At 59.1% G+C, this 19062-nt stretch carries 16 protein-coding genes; 11 read left to right on the top strand and 5 right to left on the bottom strand.

The genetic code is table 11. The features are described from left to right. Positions 1 to 13 precede the first annotated feature (13 nt). The gene (gene pdxB, locus HU724_RS19550; protein ID WP_186566094.1) at positions 14 to 1159 is read left to right on the top strand and encodes a 4-phosphoerythronate dehydrogenase PdxB; all 1146 of its coding nucleotides are present in this window, start codon (positions 14 to 16) and stop codon (positions 1157 to 1159) included. A gap of 154 nt (positions 1160 to 1313) precedes the next feature. Here pdxB and HU724_RS19545 read toward each other — a convergent pair whose 3' ends face one another. Further along, complete coding sequence (locus HU724_RS19545; RefSeq protein ID WP_016775501.1) at positions 1314 to 1493, bottom strand: PA1571 family protein; 180 nt, start codon at positions 1491 to 1493, stop codon at positions 1314 to 1316. A 258-nt stretch (positions 1494 to 1751) separates the two neighbouring features. Between HU724_RS19545 and HU724_RS19540 the strand changes: the two genes are divergently transcribed. Continuing rightward, positions 1752 to 3524 (top strand): ABC transporter transmembrane domain-containing protein, encoded by a 1773-nt coding sequence (locus HU724_RS19540; protein WP_186566096.1) that lies wholly within the window; start codon positions 1752 to 1754, stop codon positions 3522 to 3524. A gap of 103 nt (positions 3525 to 3627) precedes the next feature. Here the strand turns inward: HU724_RS19540 and HU724_RS19535 are convergent, their stop codons facing one another. Further along, positions 3628 to 5556: a transglycosylase SLT domain-containing protein gene (locus tag HU724_RS19535; RefSeq protein ID WP_122746893.1), complete on the bottom strand. Its 1929-nt coding sequence runs from the start codon at positions 5554 to 5556 to the stop codon at positions 3628 to 3630. A 214-nt stretch (positions 5557 to 5770) separates the two neighbouring features. On the opposite strand from HU724_RS19535, the gene HU724_RS19530 reads away from it, so the two are divergent. Then, complete coding sequence (locus tag HU724_RS19530; RefSeq protein WP_039760799.1) at positions 5771 to 7693, top strand: ATP-binding cassette domain-containing protein; 1923 nt, start codon at positions 5771 to 5773, stop codon at positions 7691 to 7693. A 192-nt stretch (positions 7694 to 7885) separates the two neighbouring features. Here HU724_RS19530 and HU724_RS19525 read toward each other — a convergent pair whose 3' ends face one another. Then, entirely contained in the window at positions 7886 to 8323 is a 438-nt protein-coding gene (locus tag HU724_RS19525) for a universal stress protein (RefSeq protein ID WP_016775498.1), read from the bottom strand. A 103-nt stretch (positions 8324 to 8426) separates the two neighbouring features. Between HU724_RS19525 and HU724_RS19520 the strand changes: the two genes are divergently transcribed. The 7 genes from HU724_RS19520 to HU724_RS19490 all read left to right on the top strand — a co-directional run bounded on the left by HU724_RS19520 (position 8427) and on the right by HU724_RS19490 (position 16831). Further along, positions 8427 to 8864 carry a hypothetical protein gene (locus HU724_RS19520; protein ID WP_110603450.1) on the top strand — a complete coding sequence of 146 codons (438 nt, stop codon included), beginning with the start codon at positions 8427 to 8429 and terminating at the stop codon, positions 8862 to 8864. A gap of 527 nt (positions 8865 to 9391) precedes the next feature. Further along, complete coding sequence (gene fadB / locus HU724_RS19515) at positions 9392 to 11539, top strand: fatty acid oxidation complex subunit alpha FadB (protein ID WP_024013640.1); 2148 nt, start codon at positions 9392 to 9394, stop codon at positions 11537 to 11539. A 29-nt stretch (positions 11540 to 11568) separates the two neighbouring features. Next, the gene (fadA, locus tag HU724_RS19510; protein WP_016775495.1) at positions 11569 to 12744 is read left to right on the top strand and encodes an acetyl-CoA C-acyltransferase FadA; all 1176 of its coding nucleotides are present in this window, start codon (positions 11569 to 11571) and stop codon (positions 12742 to 12744) included. Positions 12745 to 12837: 93 nt separating this feature from the next. After that, positions 12838 to 13074, top strand: a complete 237-nt coding sequence (locus tag HU724_RS19505) for a DUF1653 domain-containing protein (RefSeq protein ID WP_133340511.1) — start codon at positions 12838 to 12840, stop codon at positions 13072 to 13074. A 114-nt stretch (positions 13075 to 13188) separates the two neighbouring features. After that, positions 13189 to 15822, top strand: coding sequence for a type I DNA topoisomerase (gene topA / locus HU724_RS19500; RefSeq protein ID WP_133340509.1), 2634 nt, complete (start codon positions 13189 to 13191; stop codon positions 15820 to 15822). Between the two features lie 144 nt (positions 15823 to 15966). Further along, positions 15967 to 16491 (top strand): DUF6586 family protein, encoded by a 525-nt coding sequence (locus tag HU724_RS19495; RefSeq protein ID WP_186566098.1) that lies wholly within the window; start codon positions 15967 to 15969, stop codon positions 16489 to 16491. Positions 16492 to 16597: 106 nt separating this feature from the next. Then, positions 16598 to 16831, top strand: coding sequence for a hypothetical protein (locus HU724_RS19490; RefSeq protein ID WP_003226592.1), 234 nt, complete (start codon positions 16598 to 16600; stop codon positions 16829 to 16831). A 99-nt stretch (positions 16832 to 16930) separates the two neighbouring features. Here HU724_RS19490 and sulA read toward each other — a convergent pair whose 3' ends face one another. Both sulA and lexA read right to left on the bottom strand, forming a co-directional pair. Further along, positions 16931 to 17404, bottom strand: coding sequence for an SOS-induced cell division inhibitor SulA (sulA, locus tag HU724_RS19485; RefSeq protein ID WP_186566100.1), 474 nt, complete (start codon positions 17402 to 17404; stop codon positions 16931 to 16933). Positions 17405 to 17414: 10 nt separating this feature from the next. Next, positions 17415 to 18023: a transcriptional repressor LexA gene (gene lexA / locus HU724_RS19480; RefSeq protein ID WP_016775490.1), complete on the bottom strand. Its 609-nt coding sequence runs from the start codon at positions 18021 to 18023 to the stop codon at positions 17415 to 17417. Between the two features lie 229 nt (positions 18024 to 18252). Here lexA and HU724_RS19475 point away from each other — a divergent pair, with 229 nt between their 5' ends. Further along, positions 18253 to 18960 carry a TetR/AcrR family transcriptional regulator gene (locus HU724_RS19475; protein WP_133340502.1) on the top strand — a complete coding sequence of 236 codons (708 nt, stop codon included), beginning with the start codon at positions 18253 to 18255 and terminating at the stop codon, positions 18958 to 18960. The last annotated feature ends 102 nt before the right edge of the window (positions 18961 to 19062 follow it).

Genomic DNA, 19062 nt, shown 5'->3' with positions numbered 1-19062 from the left:
CAAGGAGCCCGCCATGCTGATTGTTGCCGACGAAAATATCCCGCTGCTCGATGCCTTTTTTGCCGGTTTCGGCGACATCCGCCGAGTGCCGGGCCGCTCCATTGACCGCGCGACGGTCGAGCAGGCTGATGTGTTGCTGGTGCGTTCGGTGACCAACGTCAATCGCGCGCTGCTCGAAGGCAGCAAGGTGCGCTTTGTCGGCACCTGCACCATCGGCACCGATCATCTGGATCTTGACTACTTCAACGAGGCCGGGATCTGCTGGTCGAGCGCGCCGGGTTGCAATGCTCGTGGTGTTGTCGACTACGTGCTGGGCAGTCTGATGACACTGGCCGAGATCGAAGGCGCAGATCTGACTCAGCGCACTTACGGCGTCGTCGGCGCCGGTGAAGTGGGGGGGCGCTTGATCAAGGTCCTGAAGGGCCTGGGCTGGAACGTCAAGGTCTGCGATCCGCCGCGGCAGGCTGCCGAGGGCGGCGAATATGTCAGCCTCGAGCAGATCATTGAGCAGTGCGACGTGATCAGCCTGCATACGCCATTGACCCGCAGCGGCGACTCTGCAACCTGGCACCTGTTCGATCAACAGCGTTTGCAGCAACTCAAGCAGGGTGCATGGCTGATCAACGCGGCGCGCGGTCCAGTGGTGGACAATGCAGCGCTGCGTGAGGTGCTGCTGGAGCGCGAGGACCTGCAAGCGGTGCTCGACGTCTGGGAGAAGGAGCCGGAAGTCGACCCTGCGCTGGCCGAGCTCTGCGTATTGGCCACGCCCCATATTGCCGGTTACAGCCTCGACGGCAAGCAACGCGGGACCGCGCAAATTTATCAGGCCTACTGCGCTTTCATTGGCCAACCTGCGGCTATCGCGCTCAGTGATCTGCTGCCAGCACCCTGGTTGTCGGAAGTTTCCCTGCACGGTGACAGCGATCCGGCATGGGCGCTGGCGATGTTGTGCCGGGGCGTGTACGACCCGCGCCGCGATGATGCGGATTTCCGCCGCAGTCTGGTGGGGAATGTCGCCGAGCAGCGAGCGGCGTTTGACGTGTTGCGCAAGCAGTATCCGGTGCGCCGCGAGATTGAAGGGCTGAAGGTGCGAATTGAAGGTGATGCGCCGGGGTTGCGGCAGATTGTGGCGGCGCTGGGGGCAACCCGTGTCCTGTAGGAGCTGTCGAGTGAAACGAGGCTGCGATCTCTTGATCTTGCTTTTTGAAGATTAAAAGATCGCAGCCTTCGGCAGCTCCTACACGATTCGCAGCTGAATTACAGACATAAAAAACCCGGCCAATCAGGGCCGGGTCAGGAAGACGGTGGCTACATCACTCTTGTTCGGCAGGCTTGACCAATCGCTTCTCCAGTTCGCGGCAAGCGTCCTGGATCATGTCTTCAGTGATCGGTACTTCGCGGCCCTGCTCATCGATAATCGAGCAACCCAGAGACTGACCGGGTTTGGTGCGCATCACTTCAATCTTGTCTTCGCTGCTGTGTTGCAAGGACATGGCCTGTCTCCTCATCAGGTTGTGTGCCTAAGTTAAAACCGCCACGTGACCAGGCTGTGACAACTCCCTGCGGTCTGTCGGCGGGCGGCATCTCTACTCAAACAGAAATGACCGCTCGTCTCAACCGCAACCTTAGACCAATCGTTTCTAGCATCCGGACATCCCGGGCATATTTAACCTGACTCATTGTGATTTACAGAGTTCCACCCCATCTGAGTCTGTAGGCTGGCCCGATCCATCTGCGCAGACGTGAACTCCATGATCTCCATGCTTTCTTCCCGACACCGGCGCGCCCTGCGCCTGACCAGTCATTTTCTCCTGCCGTACCGCTGGCATGCCTTCGGCGCTTTGCTCGCGCTGATCGTCACCGCCGGCATTACCCTGTCGATGGGGCAGGGCATCAAGTTGTTGGTAGACCAGGGTTTCATGACCCGTTCGCCGCATCTGCTCAATCAGTCGATCGGGATTTTCATGTTGCTGGTGCTCGGGCTGGCGCTGGGCACCTTTGCCCGATTCTATCTGGTGTCCTGGATCGGCGAGCGCGTGGTCGCCGACATTCGCCGTCAGGTGTTCAATCACCTGGTGTATCTGCATCCGGGCTTTTATGAGGACAACCGCAGCTCGGAAATCCAGTCGCGCCTGACCGCTGACACCACCTTGCTGCAATCGGTGATCGGTTCGTCACTCTCGCTGTTCCTGCGCAATCTGCTGATGGTGATCGGTGGTGTAGTGCTGCTGTTCATCACCAATCCGAAGTTGACCAGCATTGTCGTGATTGCACTGCCGCTGGTGATCGCGCCGATCCTGATTTTCGGCCGCCGTGTGCGCAATCTGTCGCGCCAGAGCCAGGACCGTATCGCCGACATTGGCAGCTATGTGTCGGAAACCCTCGGCCAGATCAAAACCGTGCAAGCCTACAACCACCAGGTTCAGGACGAGCAGCGTTTCGCTTCGACCGTCGAGCAGGCGTTCGAAACTGCGCGCAAACGGATTTTCCAGCGAGCGTGGTTGATCACTTTGGTGATCGTGCTGGTGCTTGGCGCGGTGGCGGTGATGTTGTGGGTCGGCGGCATGGACGTAATGGCCGGGCGTATCTCGGCCGGCGAGCTGGCGGCATTCGTTTTCTACAGCCTGATTGTCGGCAGCGCGTTCGGCACGCTGAGCGAAGTGATCGGCGAACTGCAACGCGCTGCGGGCGCTGCTGAACGCATTGCGGAATTGCTGCGGTCGGAAAACATCATCCAGCCACCGACGAGTGGATTGGTGACGCTGCCAGCGCGAGTCAAAGGTGAACTTGAACTGCGCGACGTGCGTTTTTCCTACCCGTCGCGTCCGCAAAGCTACGCAGTCGATGGCTTGAATCTGACAGTGAGGGCGGGCGAAACCCTGGCATTGGTGGGGCCGTCGGGCGCGGGCAAGTCCACGGTTTACGACTTGTTGCTGCGCTTCTACGATCCACGCGAGGGGCAGATTCTCCTCGATGGCGTGCCGCTGACCAGCCTTGACCCGCTGGATCTGCGCCGCTGTTTCGCACTCGTTTCGCAAACGCCCGCGCTGTTCTTCGGCAGTGTGGAGGAAAACATCCGCTACGGCTGCCCGACGGCCACGCTTGAGCAGGTCAAGGAAGCTGCGCGAATTGCCCACGCCCACGACTTCATCGAACAAATGCCGGACGGCTATCAAACTCATCTGGGAGATGGCGGCCTCGGGTTGTCCGGCGGTCAGCGCCAACGTCTGGCCATTGCCCGCGCCTTGCTGGTAGACGCGCCGATCCTACTGTTGGACGAAGCCACCAGCGCCCTCGACGCACAGAGCGAACATCTGATCCAGCAGGCCCTGCCAACGCTGATGGAAAACCGCACCACGTTGGTCATCGCGCACCGACTGGCCACGGTGAAGAACGCTGACCGCATTGCAGTGATGGATCAGGGCAAGCTGGTAGCGGTGGGGACACATCAGCAATTGATCGCCAGCAATCCGCTGTACGCACGGCTGGCGGCGTTGCAGTTTAATGATGGCCAGCCTGATTAACCGACCCAGTAACCGACCCAGTAACCGACCCAGTAATGCGCCATAAAAAATGCCCGTATCTCACGATACGGGCATTTTTCATTCTCCGGCTGTCGCTGCCTGCTCATTGATCATCAAAATACCGCTCATGCCAATCCACCAGCGGTTGCGGCGAGTTGAGCTTTTGCCCGTAGATCACCGAGTAAGACAACACGTTCTGCACGTATTGACGGGTTTCGTCGAAAGGGATGCTTTCCACCCAGACGTCAAAGCTCAGGTGATCAGCGCCGCGCAGCCACTGACGCACGCGCCCAGGGCCGGCGTTGTAAGCGGCGGAGGCGAGGACGCGGTTGCCGTTGAACTGGCTGTGCACCTGGCTGAGGTAAGCGGCGCCGAGCTGGATGTTCTTGTCTGGATTGAGCACTTGCTGGGGCGAGGCCAGTGGAATGCTGAACTTGCGCGCGGTTTCCTTGGCCGTGCCGGGCATCAATTGCATCAGGCCGCTGGCGCCGACGCTGGAGCGCGCATCATCCATGAAGGCGCTTTCCTGCCGGGTGATGGCGAACACCCAGCTCGAATGCAGGCCGCGCACCTTGGCTTCACGCACGAGGGTATCGCGGTGCGCCATCGGGAAGCGGATGTCCAGATCGTCCCAGTACTGCGCCTGACTGATGGTGCGAATCGCCGGAAAGTACCATTTCAGGTCGTAGGCCAGTTTGGCCTGGGCGACCATTTCATCGCGATTGAAATGTCGGCTGACGTGATACCACTCGCGACGCCCGTCGACGATCTGCCCACGTGCATGAAACTCCAGCGCGCGACGTACGCCGGGGGTGTTACGGACTTTGTTGATCAACGCCTGGCTGAGCACCAGCGGCTTGTTGTTCAGCGAGTAAGGCGATTGTGAACGGTCTGCGGCGAGGAAACCGTAGAAGTCTCGTTCCCGCGCCAGATTCTTGTACAGGGTCAGCGCTTGCGGGTTTTGTGGTTCGGCCAGTTCCAGGCTGCGCGCCTGCCAGTAGCGCCAACGGTTGGTGGTGGCCAGGTCTTGCGGCAGACGTTTGGTCAGCTCATAGGCATCATTCCAGCGTGCCAGACGCAAGAGCAGGCGCAGGCGCCATTCCGAGACGGTGTTGTCGCGCAGCTCCGGATCGTATTTGGTCATGACGTCCAGCGCGCGGCTGTCGAAGCGGCGCGCAAGGGTCAGGCCGATCTCGCGAGCGATCGCGACTTTTTCATCACGAGAGAAATGCATGCTGCTGGCGTAACCGTCGAGCAAAGCCATGGCCTTGTCCGGATCCTGCCGAGCGAGGCGGCGCAGGCCGAGGCTGACGACGTCTGACATCGGCTCGTCGGCCGGGGTGAAGCGCGACGGCTGGTTGAGCAGTTCGGGTTTCTGCGCCACGTCGACCAGCAAACGACCGCGCGGGGCGAGGGTGGTCAGGCCGTTGATCAGGCTGTTGGCCAGTGGATAGTTGCGTGCCTGCGCGGCAAGCTTGGTGCGCTCCCAGCGTTTCTGCTCGGTGAGTTGGCCGTCGGCAGCCCAGATGCCGAACAGCGCGTCACACGCAGCCGGTTGCGATTTGCCGGTCAGCCAGAGTTTTTCTGCGTTGGCATAGCCTTCGGCTTTCTTGTCGTGGCTGATCTGGTACTGCGCGTTGAGGCAGTCCAGTTCGGTGAAATTCAGCTTCGGATCGTAGTACTTGACGAAGGTCGCCCAGTCGCCACGGTCGGCGAGCCAGCGCAACCAGCGCAGTTTCATCCAATTGGCCTGCGGCAAATCACCGTGTTCGGCGAGGAATTTCTCGATCTCGGCGTTGCTCGCCGTCTTCAGACGCGCGGTCAGCTCGTCGTAGGCCAGATACGGTTCCAGCGGATAATCGGCCAGCGCCTGGCTGTAACGGAAATACGGGCCGGTATCACCCTTGGCCAAGGCGCGCTTGGCTTCATCGTAATACTGGCGTTGGGTGGACAAGTCCACCGCCTGGACGGATTGAGCGGCAGCGGCGGTAAGAAACAAGCAGGACAAAACACTGAAAAGGCGACTGCGCATGAGACATCCGGGCAGAGAAATCATGACAAGTGCCGATCGAAATCCGCACTGAATTGCCTGTAGCTTAGCCTTTTGCCAGCAAGCGGCGAAAGCTTTGCGAGCCTCGCTGCACAAGTTCGCAACAAATGTTGTGCAGAGTGCTTCGACAGACAAATTGCCGGCCTGCTGAAGCCTCAAGTCAGGTAGAATGCGCGCCCGGTTTTTGGAGAAGCTCATGACCCTGCTCAAATTCAGCGATGTGTCCCTTGCGTTCGGCGCTATGCCGTTGTTGGACAAGGTGTCCTGGCAGATCGCCCGTGGTGAGCGGGTGTGCATCATCGGCCGCAACGGCACTGGCAAGTCCAGCATGATGAAACTGGTCAAGGGCGACCAGAAGCCCGATGACGGCTCGGTGTGGCGTGCCCCCGGTCTGAAAATCGGCGAATTGCCGCAAGAATTGCCAGTGGCCGACGACCGGACGGTATTTGACGTGGTCGCTGAAGGCCTCGATGGTGTTGGCGCCTTGCTCGCCGAATACCATCACCTGAGCCAGAACATCGTCACCGACGCCGATCTGGACAAGCTGATGCATGTTCAGCACGACCTCGAAGCCCGTGACGGCTGGCGCTTGCAGACGCTGGTCGACAGCACCCTGAGCCGCCTGCAATTGCCGGCCGACAAGACCCTCGCCGAACTCTCCGGCGGCTGGCGTCGCCGCGTGCTGCTGGCGCAGGCGCTGGTGTCCGAACCGGATCTGCTGCTGCTCGACGAACCGACCAACCACCTGGACATCGGTGCGATTGCCTGGCTCGAAGAAGCGCTGAAAGATTTCCAGGGCGCCGTGCTGTTCATCACGCACGACCGTTCCTTCCTGCAAAACCTCGCCACGCGCATCCTCGAACTGGATCGCGGCGGCCTGATCGACTGGAACGGCGACTACGCCAGTTTCCTCGTGCACAAAGAAGCCGCGCTGGCCGCTGAAGAAACCGCCAACGCGTTGTTCGACAAGCGTCTGGCTCAGGAAGAAGTGTGGATCCGTCAGGGCATCAAGGCCCGCCGCACTCGCAACGAAGGTCGCGTGCGCGCCCTCAAAGCCCTGCGCGTTGAGCGTAGTGAGCGTCGCGAGCGTACCGGCAAGGCCAACATCCAGCTGGAAACCGCCGACAAATCCGGCAAGCAGGTGATGGTGCTCGAGAACGTGAGCTTCGCGCATCCGGGCGGGCCGTTCCTGATCAAGGATTTCTCCATGGTCCTGCAGCGCGGCGACCGTATCGGTCTGCTCGGCGCCAACGGTACCGGCAAGACCACCCTGTTGAAACTGATGCTCAGCGGTCTGCAACCGACCAGCGGCAAAGTGGAAGAGGGCACGCGTATCGACGTCGCCTACTTCGACCAGTTGCGCCATCAGCTGGATCTGGAAAAAACCGTGATCGACAACGTCGCCGAAGGTCGCGACTTCATCGACATCGACGGGCAGAGCCGTCACGTGCTGAGCTATCTCGGCGACTTCCTGTTCAGCCCGCAGCGTGCACGCACGCCGGTCAAGGCGTTGTCCGGTGGCGAGCGTGCGCGTCTGTTGCTGGCGAAGCTGTTCAGCAAACCGGCGAACCTGCTGGTACTCGACGAACCGACCAACGACCTCGATGTGGAAACCCTCGAGCTGCTCGAAGAAGTGCTGCTGACCTTCAACGGCACCGTGCTGATGGTCAGCCACGACCGGGCATTCCTCGATAACGTGGTGACCAGCACCCTGGTCTTCGAAGGTGAAGGCAAAGTTCGTGAATATGTCGGCGGCTATCAGGACTGGATCCGTCAGGGCGGCTCGCCGCGTCTGTTGGGTGTGACTGAAAGCAAGTCGGGCAAGGCTGACCTGAATTCGGCGGTGGTTACCGCTGAGCCGGCTCCGGTGGCTGCGCCTGCCGCTGCTGCTCCGGTTGCCAAGAAGAAACTCAGCTACAAGCTGCAGCGTGAGCTGGAAGCCTTGCCGGGCGACATCGACGCCAAGGAGCAGCAGATCGCCGCGGTTGAGGCGGAAATGGCTGAAGCCGGTTTCTACCAGCGTCCGCCGGCGGAAACGGCCAAAGTGATTGCTTCGCTGGAGCAATTACAGGCCGAGCTGGATGCGTTGGTGGAGCGTTGGGCCGAGCTGGATGCCTGATTGATCCGGATGTGAAAAAGCCCGGCGCTCAGTGATGAGCGCCGGGCTTTTCATATGTAACGCGATCTACAGGCTGGAACAAATCACCTGTGGGAGCGAGCCTGCTCGCGAAAGCGGCGTGTCAGGCAGCACTCATATTGTATGTGCCGACGTATTCGCGAGCAGGCTCGCTCCCACAAAGAGCAAGACAGATCAACGTTTGACCAGGTGCACCGCCAGTACATCGCATGGCGCACCGTGCAGCACATCATTCGCAGTCGAGCCGAGCAGCAGTGCCAGGCCATGACGGCCATGGCTTCCGACCACGATCAGATCGCACGCTTGTTCCTTGGCAAAATGATGGATTTCCTGGCGGGGCTGGCCGTAGGTCAGATGGCAATTGGCGCCTTCAAGCTCTGGATATTTCGATTTGAGTTTTTCAAGACGCTCCTTGGCCTGATCGAACTGCTGTTGTTGCAGTTGTGACAGGTCCATCGGCACGTCGCCACCGAAGGCCATGGCCATTGGTTCAACGATATGCACCAGCGACAACTTGGCAGCGTTGCTCACCGACAGCTCGCGGGCGCGGTGGATCACAGGGTCGCACTCTTCGGTCAGATCTACGGCGACCAGTATGTGGTGGTAGGGCATGAGGTGCTCCTCCTGAGGGTTCGATATTGGTAAGTATGGCTGGTTTCAAGCGCATTGGTTCGCAAGTGACACAATGCGCTCATCAAAAATCGGGAGTACAGATATGACGGTCTGGCTGGTGGTGTCAATCCTGCTGGTAGTTTTAAGTCCACTGGCATGGTTGCGCCCATCGCGCACGCAGAGCGGGCGCATGGCCCTGCGCATGGAGGCGCGACGCATCGGCCTGGCGATGCAGCTGGCGCCGCAGGAGTGGCCGCACTGGCTGCTGCCGGAGCCGCCGAATCCCTGCGCCCAGTTCCACCGGCCGCGGCGTGGCAGTCAACCGGCGTGCTGGACCTATTGGCAGAAAACCCCGGGCGTGTGGGTCAATCAATGGCAAGAAGTCTGCGATGACCGGACCCTGCTCGATTATTTCGAAAAATTGCCGGGGAATGTTTTCAAGATCGAAGCGGACAAGCAGATGATCGCCTTGTACTGGGGCGAAAAGGGCGAGGCGACGGTTCTGCAGGATATCGACGCGACGCTGAAAGCGCTGGCGTGAAACGGCGACTTTTCTCACTGCAACGGTGTGGAAGGTCTGGCAGACGAGCAATAAAAAGCCCGACATGATTCGTCGGGCGGGTTGGCCAGGCAGGCCGGTAATCTTTTTTTGCGGCAGGCGCTTCGATCGCGTCGGCAAATTTCCTCGCAGTCCACCCAGCGTAGCCTTCTGACCAGGGCTCCAGTGGAAATTAGGGCGACTTTTCTAACTATTGATTCTATGAATGGCTCAACATCGAGACGGGTGTTGCTGCTCATCATGGTGCAGAAATGACTGCAAAGTCGCATTTCAGCCCGAATTTAGGGCGATTGACAATTGTCAGAAATTCCGTGAAGGTGACATACCCGAATCAAACGGGCGTATGAATTGAGCGTTTGTCTTACAGACTGCTCCTACAGAATCCCGACTATCGCGTTGGCGGGTGTGCCAGGCGGACGGTGTCAGTATCGACGAGCAAAGCGTCCTTCTGAGCCATAAGCCTGCGTCCGACGTGTACTGTTCAGCTTCCATATCGTGGAGATCAGTTGATGATTTACGAAGGTAAAGCCATCACGGTTAAAGCTCTTGAAAGTGGCATCGTCGAATTGAAATTCGACCTCAAGGGTGAGTCCGTCAACAAGTTCAACCGTCTAACCCTGAACGAACTGCGTCAGGCCGTAGACACCATCAAGGCAGATGCTTCGATCAAGGGCGTGATCGTCAGCAGCGGCAAGGACGTATTCATCGTCGGCGCCGACATCACCGAATTTGTCGACAACTTCAAGCTGCCGGATGCCGAGCTGGTTGCTGGCAATCTCGAAGCCAACAAGATCTTCAGCGATTTCGAAGACCTCAACGTGCCAACCGTCGCGGCCATCAACGGCATCGCCCTCGGTGGCGGTCTGGAAATGTGCCTGGCGGCTGACTATCGCGTCATGTCCACCAAGGCCAAGATTGGTCTGCCTGAAGTCAAACTGGGCATCTACCCGGGCTTCGGCGGTACCGTGCGTCTGCCACGCCTGATCGGTGTCGACAATGCCATCGAGTGGATTGCCGCCGGCAAGGAAAACCGCCCGGAAGACGCGCTGAAAGTCAGCGCCGTCGACGCCGTAGTCGCCCCTGAAAAATTGCAGGAAGCTGCCCTTGAGCTGATCAAGCGCGCCATCTCCGGCGAGTTCGATTACAAGGCCAAGCGTCAGCCGAAACTTGAAAAACTCAAGTTGAACGCCATTGAGCAAATGATGGCTTTCGAAACTGCCAAAGGTTTCGTGGCTGGCCAGGCCGGTCCGAACTACCCGGCGCCGGTTGAAGCGATCAAGACCATCCAGAAAGCCGCAAACTTCGGTCGCGACAAAGCGCTGGAAGTGGAAGCAGCAGGCTTCGTCAAACTGGCCAAGACCTCTGCTGCGCAGAGCCTGATCGGCCTGTTCCTGAACGATCAGGAACTGAAGAAAAAGGCCAAGGCCTACGACGAAATCGCCAAAGACGTGAAGCAGGCTGCCGTACTGGGCGCCGGCATCATGGGTGGCGGTATCGCCTATCAGTCGGCCTCCAAAGGCACGCCGATCCTGATGAAGGACATCAACGAGCACGGTATCGAGCAAGGTCTGGCCGAAGCCGCCAAGCTGCTGGTCGGCCGCGTTGACAAGGGTCGCATGACCGCCGCGAAGATGGCTGAAGTGCTCAACGGCATTCGTCCGACGCTGTCGTATGGCGACTTCGGTCACGTCGATCTGGTCGTCGAAGCTGTGGTCGAAAACCCGAAGGTCAAGCAAGCGGTACTGGCTGAAGTCGAAGACAAGGTCAAAGAGGACACCATCCTCGCGTCCAACACCTCGACCATTTCCATCAGCCTGCTGGCCAAGGCCCTCAAGCGTCCGGAAAACTTTGTCGGCATGCACTTCTTCAACCCGGTGCACATGATGCCGCTGGTGGAAGTGATCCGTGGCGAGAAGTCCAGCGAACTGGCGATCGCCACTACCGTTGCCTACGCGAAGAAAATGGGCAAGAACCCGATCGTGGTCAACGACTGCCCGGGCTTCCTGGTGAACCGCGTGCTGTTCCCGTACTTCGGTGGTTTCGCCAAGCTGGTCAGCGCCGGTGTCGACTTCGTCCGCATCGACAAAGTCATGGAAAAATTCGGCTGGCCGATGGGTCCTGCGTACCTGATGGACGTGGTCGGCATCGACACCGGTCACCACGGTCGCGACGTCATGGCTGAAGGTTTCCCGGATCGCATGAAGGATGACCGTCGTTCGGCCATCGACGTGCTGTACGAAGCCAAACGCCTGGGCCAGAAGAACGGCAAGGGCTTCTACGCCTACGAGGCCGACAAGAAAGGCAAGCAGAAGAAAGTCGCCGATCCGTCGGTACTCGAAGTGCTCAAGCCGATCGTTTACGAGCAGCGCGAAGTCACTGACGAAGACATCATCAACTGGATGATGATCCCGCTGTGCCTGGAAACCGTGCGTTGCCTGGAAGACGGCATCGTTGAAACCGCCGCCGAAGCCGACATGGGTCTGGTTTACGGTATCGGTTTCCCTCCATTCCGTGGCGGTGCGCTGCGCTACATCGATTCGATCGGTGTTGCCGAGTTCGTTGCCCTGGCTGACCAGTACGCTGATTTGGGCGCGCTGTACCACCCGACCGCGAAGCTGCGCGAAATGGCCAAGAACGGCCAGAGCTTCTTCGGTTAAGCGCCCCCAACTAGAGTGAGAGTGAACTTATGAGCTTGAATCCTAGAGACGTCGTGATTGTCGACTTCGGTCGTACTCCGATGGGCCGCTCCAAGGGCGGCATGCACCGCAACACCCGCGCTGAAGACATGTCGGCGCACCTAATCAGCAAACTGCTGGAACGTAACAGCAAGGTCGACCCGGCGGAAGTCGAGGATGTGATCTGGGGCTGCGTCAACCAGACCCTGGAACAGGGCTGGAACATCGCGCGCATGGCTTCGCTGATGACCCAGATTCCGCACACCTCGGCCGGCCAGACCGTCAGCCGTCTGTGTGGCTCGTCGATGAGTGCACTGCACACTGCTGCGCAAGCGATCATGACCGGCAACGGTGACGTGTTCGTGGTCGGCGGCGTCGAGCACATGGGCCACGTGAGCATGATGCATGGTGTCGATCCGAACCCGCACATGTCGCTGTACGCGGCGAAAGCCTCGGGCATGATGGGCCTGACCGCTGAAATGCTTGGCAAGATGCACGGCATCACTCGTGAGCAACAGGATGCCTTTGGCGTGCGTTCCCACCAGTTGGCCCACAAGGCAACCGTGGAAGGCAAGTTCAAAGACGAAATCATCCCGATGCAGGGTTACGACGAGAACGGTTTCCTGAAACTGTACGACTACGACGAAACCATTCGTCCGGAAACCACCCTGGAAAGTCTGGCGGCGCTCAAGCCGGCATTCAATCCGAAAGGCGGCACCGTGACTGCCGGTACTTCGTCGCAGATCACCGATGGTGCTTCGTGCATGATCGTGATGTCGGCGCAGCGTGCGCAGGACCTGGGCATCCAGCCAATGGCGGTAATCCGTTCGATGGCAGTGGCCGGTGTGGACCCGGCAATCATGGGCTATGGTCCAGTGCCGGCGACACAAAAAGCCCTGAAGCGTGCGGGCCTTGGCATCAACGATATCGACTTCTTCGAGCTCAACGAAGCTTTCGCCGCACAGGCCTTGCCAGTGCTGAAAGATCTGAAAGTGCTCGACAAGATGAACGAGAAGGTTAACCTGCACGGCGGCGCGATCGCCCTGGGTCACCCGTTCGGTTGCTCCGGTGCACGTATTTCCGGCACCCTGTTGAACGTGATGAAGCAGAATAGCGGCACCTTCGGGGTGGCCACTATGTGCATTGGTCTCGGCCAAGGCATCTCCACCGTCTTCGAACGCGTTTAAGCGTCTCGTCGATGGAAGCCGGGGCCCAGTGCCCCGGTTTTTGTTTTTGGGTTTTTTATTTATTTTTGAAAAGATTTCAGTGAGGGCCGAAGCATGCCGATACAACCTGGGCTCTATCAACATTACAAAGGTCCGCAATACCGCGTATTCAGTGTTGCGCGCCATTCGGAAACCGAAGAAGAAGTGGTCTTTTACCAAGCCCTGTATGGCGATTACGGCTATTGGGTGCGCCCGCTGAGCATGTTCGTCGAGTCGGTCGAGGTTGACGGCGAGCAGGTGCCGCGCTTTGCTTTGGTGCAAGCCGAACCGAGCCTTTTTGACAAGGCATAAGGCGACTGCGCAGACAACCCTGCGCTTGACCTCACCTTGTATCAACTATATATAGCGGTGCCGCGTCAGGCGCCAACCGCCTTTCACTTCTAGAATTCAGGAATTTTCTGATCCATGGGCAAATCGCTGGTCATTGTGGAATCCCCGGCTAAGGCCAAGACCATCAACAAGTATCTGGGCAACCAATACGTGGTGAAGTCGAGTATCGGCCATATCCGAGACCTGCCCACCAGCGGTTCGGCTAGCGCCAGCAAAGAGCCAGCCGCCAAGCGCGGCAAGGCTGCTGCGGGCGAAGGTCCGGTGCTCTCGCCGAAAGAGAAAGCGCGCAAGCAGCTGGTCTCGCGCATGGGCGTCGATCCGGAGCACGGCTGGAAAGCCCAGTACGAGATCCTTCCCGGCAAAGAGAAGGTCATCGAAGAGCTGCGCCGGCTCGCCAAGGATGCTGACACCATCTATCTCGCAACCGACTTGGATCGCGAGGGGGAAGCCATTGCCTGGCACCTGCGCGAAGCCATCGGTGGTGACGACAGCCGCTACAAGCGCGTGGTGTTCAACGAGATCACCAAGAAGGCGATTCAGGAAGCCTTCTCCGAGCCGGGCGAGCTGGACATTGATCGTGTCAACGCCCAGCAGGCGCGTCGTTTCCTCGACCGCGTCGTCGGCTATATGGTCTCGCCGCTGCTGTGGGCCAAGATCGCCCGTGGCCTGTCCGCCGGTCGCGTGCAATCGGTTGCGGTAAAACTGGTGGTCGAGCGTGAGCGCGAAATCCGTGCGTTCAATCCCGAAGAATACTGGGAAGTGCATGCTGATCTCGGCACTGCCAAAGGCTCGACCGTGCGTTTCGAAGTGGCTCGCGAAAAAGGCGAAGCCTTCAAGCCGCTGAACGAAGCCCAGGCCATGGCTGCGCTGGAGAAGCTCAAGTCCTCCAGCTACAGCATCGTCAAGCGCGAAGACAAACCGACCAGCAGCAAGCCGTCGGCGCCGTTCATCACGTCGACCTTGCAGCAGGCTGCGAGCAACCGCCTCGGTTTCGGCGTGAAGAAAACCATGATGATGGCCCAGCGTCTGTACGAAGCCGGCTACATCACTTACATGCGTACCGACTCGACCAATCTCTCGGCCGACGCCGTGGCGATGGCGCGCACTTACATCGAGGACGAATTCGGCAAGAAATACCTGCCGGAATCGCCGAACGTCTACAGCAGCAAGGAAGGCGCGCAAGAGGCTCACGAAGCGATTCGTCCGTCCGACGCCAACACTACGCCAAGCAAGCTGGCGGGCATGGAGCGTGATGCCGAGCGTCTGTACGAGCTGATCTGGCGCCAGTTCCTCGCCTGCCAGATGCTGCCGGCGCAGTACCTGTCGACCACCGTCAGCGTCGGCGCTGGCGACTTCGAACTGCGCGCCAAGGGCCGTATCCTCAAGTTCGACGGTTACACCCGGGTGATGCCGCAGATTGCCAAGCCTGGCGATGATGACGTGCTGCCGGACATGGCCCAGGGCGATGTGATGAAGCTGATCAAGCTCGATCCGTCGCAGCATTTCACCAAGCCACCGGCGCGTTACTCCGAGGCCAGTCTGGTCAAGGAAATGGAAAAGCGCGGCATCGGTCGTCCTTCGACCTACGCTGCGATCATTTCGACCATTCAGGATCGCGGTTATGTGACCCTGCACAACCGTCGTTTCTACTCGGAAAAGATGGGCGACATTGTTACCGAGCGTCTGTCGGAGAGCTTCTCCAATCTCATGGACTACGGCTTCACTGCCGGCATGGAAGAGAACCTCGATGACGTGGCGCATGGCGAGCGCGACTGGAAAAATGTGCTGGACGAGTTCTACGGCGACTTCAAGAAGAAACTCGAAGTAGCGGAAAACCCGGACAGCGGCATGCGCGCCAACCAGCCGGTCATGACTGACATTCCGTGCACCACGTGCGGTCGTCCGATGCAGATTCGTACTGCCTCGACTGGCGTGTTCCTCGGCTGCTCGGGCTACAGCCTGCCGCCGAAAGAGCGCTGCAAGGCCACCGTCAATCTGGTGCCGGGCGATGAAATCGCAGCGGACGACGAGGGCGAATCGGAATCGCTGGTACTGCGTGGCAAGCATCGCTGCCCGATCTGCAGCACGGCGATGGACGCCTACCTGCTGGACGAAAAGCGCAAGTTGCACATCTGCGGCAACAACCCGGATTGCGCCGGTTACGAAATTGAAGAGGGCAGCTATCGCATCAAGGGCTATGAAGGTCCGAGTCTGGAATGCGATAAGTGCGGCAGTGAAATGCAGCTCAAGACCGGCCGTTTCGGCAAGTTCTTCGGATGCACCAACCCGGAGTGCAAGAACACCCGCAAGCTGCTGAAGAGCGGTGACGCGGCGCCGCCGAAGATGGATCCGGTGAAGATGCCTGAGCTGAAATGCGAAAAGGTCAACGACACCTACATCTTGCGCGACGGTGCCTCCGGTCTGTTCCTGGCTGCCAGTCAGTTCCCGAAAAACCGCGAGACTCGCGCTCCGCTGGTGATCGAGATTCTGCCGCACAAGGACGAGATCGATCCGAAGTACCACTTCCTGTGCGAGGCTCCGCAAAAGGATCCTGACGGTCTGCCAGCGGTCATCCGCTACAGCCGCAAGACCAAGGAGCAATACGTCCAGACCGAAGTCGATGGCAAACCGACAGGCTGGAAGGCGTATTACGACGGTGGCAAGTGGACTGTTGAAGACAAGCGCAGCGCAAAGGCCAAGGCTGAGTAAGTGCTAGTCTGAACAGCGAAAAGGCCGCATGAAACCTTGAGGGTTTCATGCGGCCTTTTTGTTTTGTGCTTGCGGTGGCATCGGCTGATCCACGACACTGTCCGACCTGTGTGAAGCAATTATTTCGTTGTGGAGGCTGCCGTCATGGCCCACGAACTCTATACCCGCACCAACCAGAAGATCTATTTCGCCGGCTTGGCGCTCGAAGCTCTGGCTCGCGCTGAAGAAGGGCGGGCGATGAATTCTCTGGCGCTTATCCAGGCCGGGCGTGAGTCGGCGCTGTTTCACCTCTACGGCGCACTGCTGGGCTTGTGTCATGAGATCGCTGGCTTTTATCGTCTGCCGCAGGCCAATTCGCCGAGGGCGGAGGAGTTGCTGAGGCGCGAAGTGCTGGACTCGATAGCGATCCCGGAGCTGGCGGAAATGGTCGAGCTGGCCGGTAATCCCGAAACCTGGCTGGCGAAACTGCTGGCGGCGCACGCAGCACTGTTTCAGCCACCGAGGGCGCCACGCAAGCCGAAAGGCGATGTGACGCAGCCGCTGATTCAAGCGATTAATCTTGATGAAGAAGAGGCGCCAGAAGAGCTCAGTCGAGATGAGCTGGAGAGCTGGCGGCAGAACCTCAAGGGCCTGGCCCTGCGTTTCCGGGAAGGCTTGAACGAGTGCTGAGGTAGTTTGGCGCAGTGGCAATCTGAAACATGCTGCTGGTCAAGATCCTGAGCGAAGCTCGAATGATGTCTATATAATCGCTGCCTTTCGTGGAGAACAGACCTATATGCCAACGTCCTTTCTAGAAATTGTCGAGTTACCAGACGGCCGAATCGAACTGCGCAGGGCTGAGGACGAAGGTTCTCTGGTGACGCTGGATTTCTCCGAGGATGCCAAAGCGTTCCTGCAGGGCCAGCACGTTGAAATCGCCAAAGCGATGTTGAGCGTTGGCGTACAGATGGCGGGTCGTATGGTTGAAGGCGAGTTTGATAAGGAAGAGGGGCCGCGGGTTCTTCATTGATTCACGCTGTGGCCTTTTCTCGGTCGCTTGCGCTTCAGATCGGCTTCTCTGTCCCTGGAGAAGCCCTGCGCTTCACACAGCGCGCATTGCCATCAATCATCAACCCAAACGAATGTTCAGGCTCTGAGCTTCGCCCGTACGCGCGGCGCTGATCAGTTGTTGCCGCGAATTGGCATTCAACGGGTTTAGCCATGTCACCACGGTGTGGCTGCGACCCAGTCGCAACGCGTCGCACGCCAGTTGCTGAGCACTTTGAGTGCCGCGCGGTTGCAGCAGTAGAATGCGTTCGCGATTCAGGCCGGCATCGCGCAGCCAGGTTTGCGTCAGGCTGGCGGGTGGGGCGATCAGCGTCAGCCAGCGAGCATCCTGATCCTCGCTGAGCTCACGCAGGATCGGGGCGAGCAGGTTCAGGCAGTTCCCGGCCGCACCGCGCAGCGATAGCTCACTGAAGGCGTCAGGTTTGGCATTCCAGTCACGCTCGACCACTTCTTTGAGGATCGGCGCTATCGGCTGCGCCAGAAACGCTTCAAACAAAGGCAGTTGTGTTTGCTGAGGTGTGTGTGGGAACTGCATGGAGCCTCCTTTAGCGGCGAATGACGCCGACACTCAAGCCTTCGATCACCAGTTCCTGATCTTTCAGGTCGACTTCGATAGGGGCAAACTCGGGGTTTTCAGCGATCAGCCAGACTTTGCTGCCTTCACGCTTGAAGCGTTTGACCGTCACTTCGTCGCCGATACGGGCAACCACAACCTGACCATTACGCGCTTCGCGAGTAGTGTGAACTGCCAGCAAGTCGCCGTCGAAGATGCCGATGTCCTTCATGCTCATGCCGTGCACACGCAACAGGTAGTCGGCGCGAGGATGGAAGAAGGTCGGGTTGATGTTGCAGGATTCTTCGATGTGCTGCTGGGCGAGGATCGGCGCGCCGGCAGCCACTCGGCCAATGATCGGCAGGGTGGAGTCATCGGCCTTGGCTTCGAATCCGGGAATACGGATGCCGCGGGAAGCACCTGGGGTCATCTCGATCGCGCCCTTGCGGGCCAGGGCCTTGAGATGTTCCTCCGCCGCATTTGGCGATTTGAAACCCAGTTCCTGAGCGATTTCCGCACGGGTGGGCGGATAGCCGTTGTCTTCGAGGCAACGTTTGATAAAGGCCAGAATCTCGGCTTGGCGTGGCGTCAGCTTTAGCATATTGATCGCTCTGTCTTTTTATACAGTGACTGGGATTATATACAGTGAAGCGGTCTTGGCAATGGGCGTTTTTTTGCCGCCCGCCGAGCGGTCGCGCAGAGCACTTATTAATGCTGGCGCCTTGTGTGGTTAAATAGCTGACCGACCATTCCCAAAACGAACCGGCAGGCTTGACAAGGCACAGGCTGAAACGTATGTTTCAAACAAGTGTTTGTCAGGCGGAGTAGCCATGGCCCAGTCGGAAACCGTTGAACGCATTCTTGATGCTGCCGAGCAGTTGTTCGCGGAGAAAGGATTCGCTGAAACCTCATTGCGTTTGATCACCAGCAAGGCTGGCGTCAATCTGGCTGCGGTGAATTATCACTTCGGCTCGAAAAAGGCGCTGATCCAGGCCGTGTTCTCGCGCTTCCTCGGTCCGTTCTGCGTCAGCCTTGATAAAGAGCTGGAGCGCCGTCAGGCCAAGCCTGAGAACAAGCCGACCCTAGAGGAGTTGCTGGAAATTCTCGTCGAGCAGGCGCTCGTCGTGCAGCCTCGCAGCGGTAATGACCTGTCGATCTTCATGCGCTTGCTCGGCCTCGCGTTCAGTCAAAGCCAGGGCCACTTGCGGCGTTATCTGGAAGACATGTACGGCAAAGTGTTCCGCCGCTACATGCTGCTGGTCAATGAAGCGGCGCCACGCATTCCGCCGATCGAACTGTTCTGGCGCGTGCACTTCATGCTTGGCGCCGCTGCGTTCAGCATGTCCGGGATCAAGGCCTTGCGCGCGATCGCCGAGACCGATTTCGGCGTCAATACCTCCATCGAACAAGTGATGCGCCTGATGGTGCCGTTCCTCGCTGCCGGCATGCGCGCCGAAACCGGCGTCACCGATACAGCCATGGCCAGCGCACAATTGCGTCCGCGCAGCAAATCCATGTCGGTCGCCGCCAAGGTTTGACCGCGCACGGGTGGGCGCGGCAGCTGGTATCCGCTAAGCTAGCCGGCCATGCCGACTCTCGTACTGAACCCGATCTGCATGAATTCTGCTAACCGTCCGGGC

Source organism: Pseudomonas iranensis (assembly GCF_014268585.2).
In the GTDB taxonomy this organism is placed as follows: Bacteria; Pseudomonadota; Gammaproteobacteria; order Pseudomonadales; family Pseudomonadaceae; genus Aquipseudomonas; species Aquipseudomonas iranensis.
Note: the sequence above shows the minus strand (reverse complement) of the source record. Positions and strands in the feature narration are given on the sequence as shown.

What these genes read in the sequence shown, in the direction of transcription:
- pdxB (WP_186566094.1), top strand. Translation starts at nt 14, where the DNA reads ATGCTGATTGTTGCCGACGAAAATATCCCGCTGCTCGATGCCTTTTTT.
- HU724_RS19540 (WP_186566096.1), top strand. Translation starts at nt 1,752, where the DNA reads ATGATCTCCATGCTTTCTTCCCGACACCGGCGCGCCCTGCGCCTGACC.
- HU724_RS19535 (WP_122746893.1), bottom strand. Translation starts at nt 5,556, where the DNA reads ATGCGCAGTCGCCTTTTCAGTGTTTTGTCCTGCTTGTTTCTTACCGCC.
- HU724_RS19525 (WP_016775498.1), bottom strand. Translation starts at nt 8,323, where the DNA reads ATGCCCTACCACCACATACTGGTCGCCGTAGATCTGACCGAAGAGTGC.
- topA (WP_133340509.1), top strand. Translation starts at nt 13,189, where the DNA reads ATGGGCAAATCGCTGGTCATTGTGGAATCCCCGGCTAAGGCCAAGACC.
- sulA (WP_186566100.1), bottom strand. Translation starts at nt 17,404, where the DNA reads ATGCAGTTCCCACACACACCTCAGCAAACACAACTGCCTTTGTTTGAA.
- fadB (WP_024013640.1), top strand. Translation starts at nt 9,392, where the DNA reads ATGATTTACGAAGGTAAAGCCATCACGGTTAAAGCTCTTGAAAGTGGC.
- HU724_RS19520 (WP_110603450.1), top strand. Translation starts at nt 8,427, where the DNA reads ATGACGGTCTGGCTGGTGGTGTCAATCCTGCTGGTAGTTTTAAGTCCA.
- HU724_RS19545 (WP_016775501.1), bottom strand. Translation starts at nt 1,493, where the DNA reads ATGTCCTTGCAACACAGCAGCGAAGACAAGATTGAAGTGATGCGCACC.
- HU724_RS19490 (WP_003226592.1), top strand. Translation starts at nt 16,598, where the DNA reads ATGCCAACGTCCTTTCTAGAAATTGTCGAGTTACCAGACGGCCGAATC.
- lexA (WP_016775490.1), bottom strand. Translation starts at nt 18,023, where the DNA reads ATGCTAAAGCTGACGCCACGCCAAGCCGAGATTCTGGCCTTTATCAAA.
- HU724_RS19530 (WP_039760799.1), top strand. Translation starts at nt 5,771, where the DNA reads ATGACCCTGCTCAAATTCAGCGATGTGTCCCTTGCGTTCGGCGCTATG.
- HU724_RS19475 (WP_133340502.1), top strand. Translation starts at nt 18,253, where the DNA reads ATGGCCCAGTCGGAAACCGTTGAACGCATTCTTGATGCTGCCGAGCAG.
- fadA (WP_016775495.1), top strand. Translation starts at nt 11,569, where the DNA reads ATGAGCTTGAATCCTAGAGACGTCGTGATTGTCGACTTCGGTCGTACT.
- HU724_RS19505 (WP_133340511.1), top strand. Translation starts at nt 12,838, where the DNA reads ATGCCGATACAACCTGGGCTCTATCAACATTACAAAGGTCCGCAATAC.
- HU724_RS19495 (WP_186566098.1), top strand. Translation starts at nt 15,967, where the DNA reads ATGGCCCACGAACTCTATACCCGCACCAACCAGAAGATCTATTTCGCC.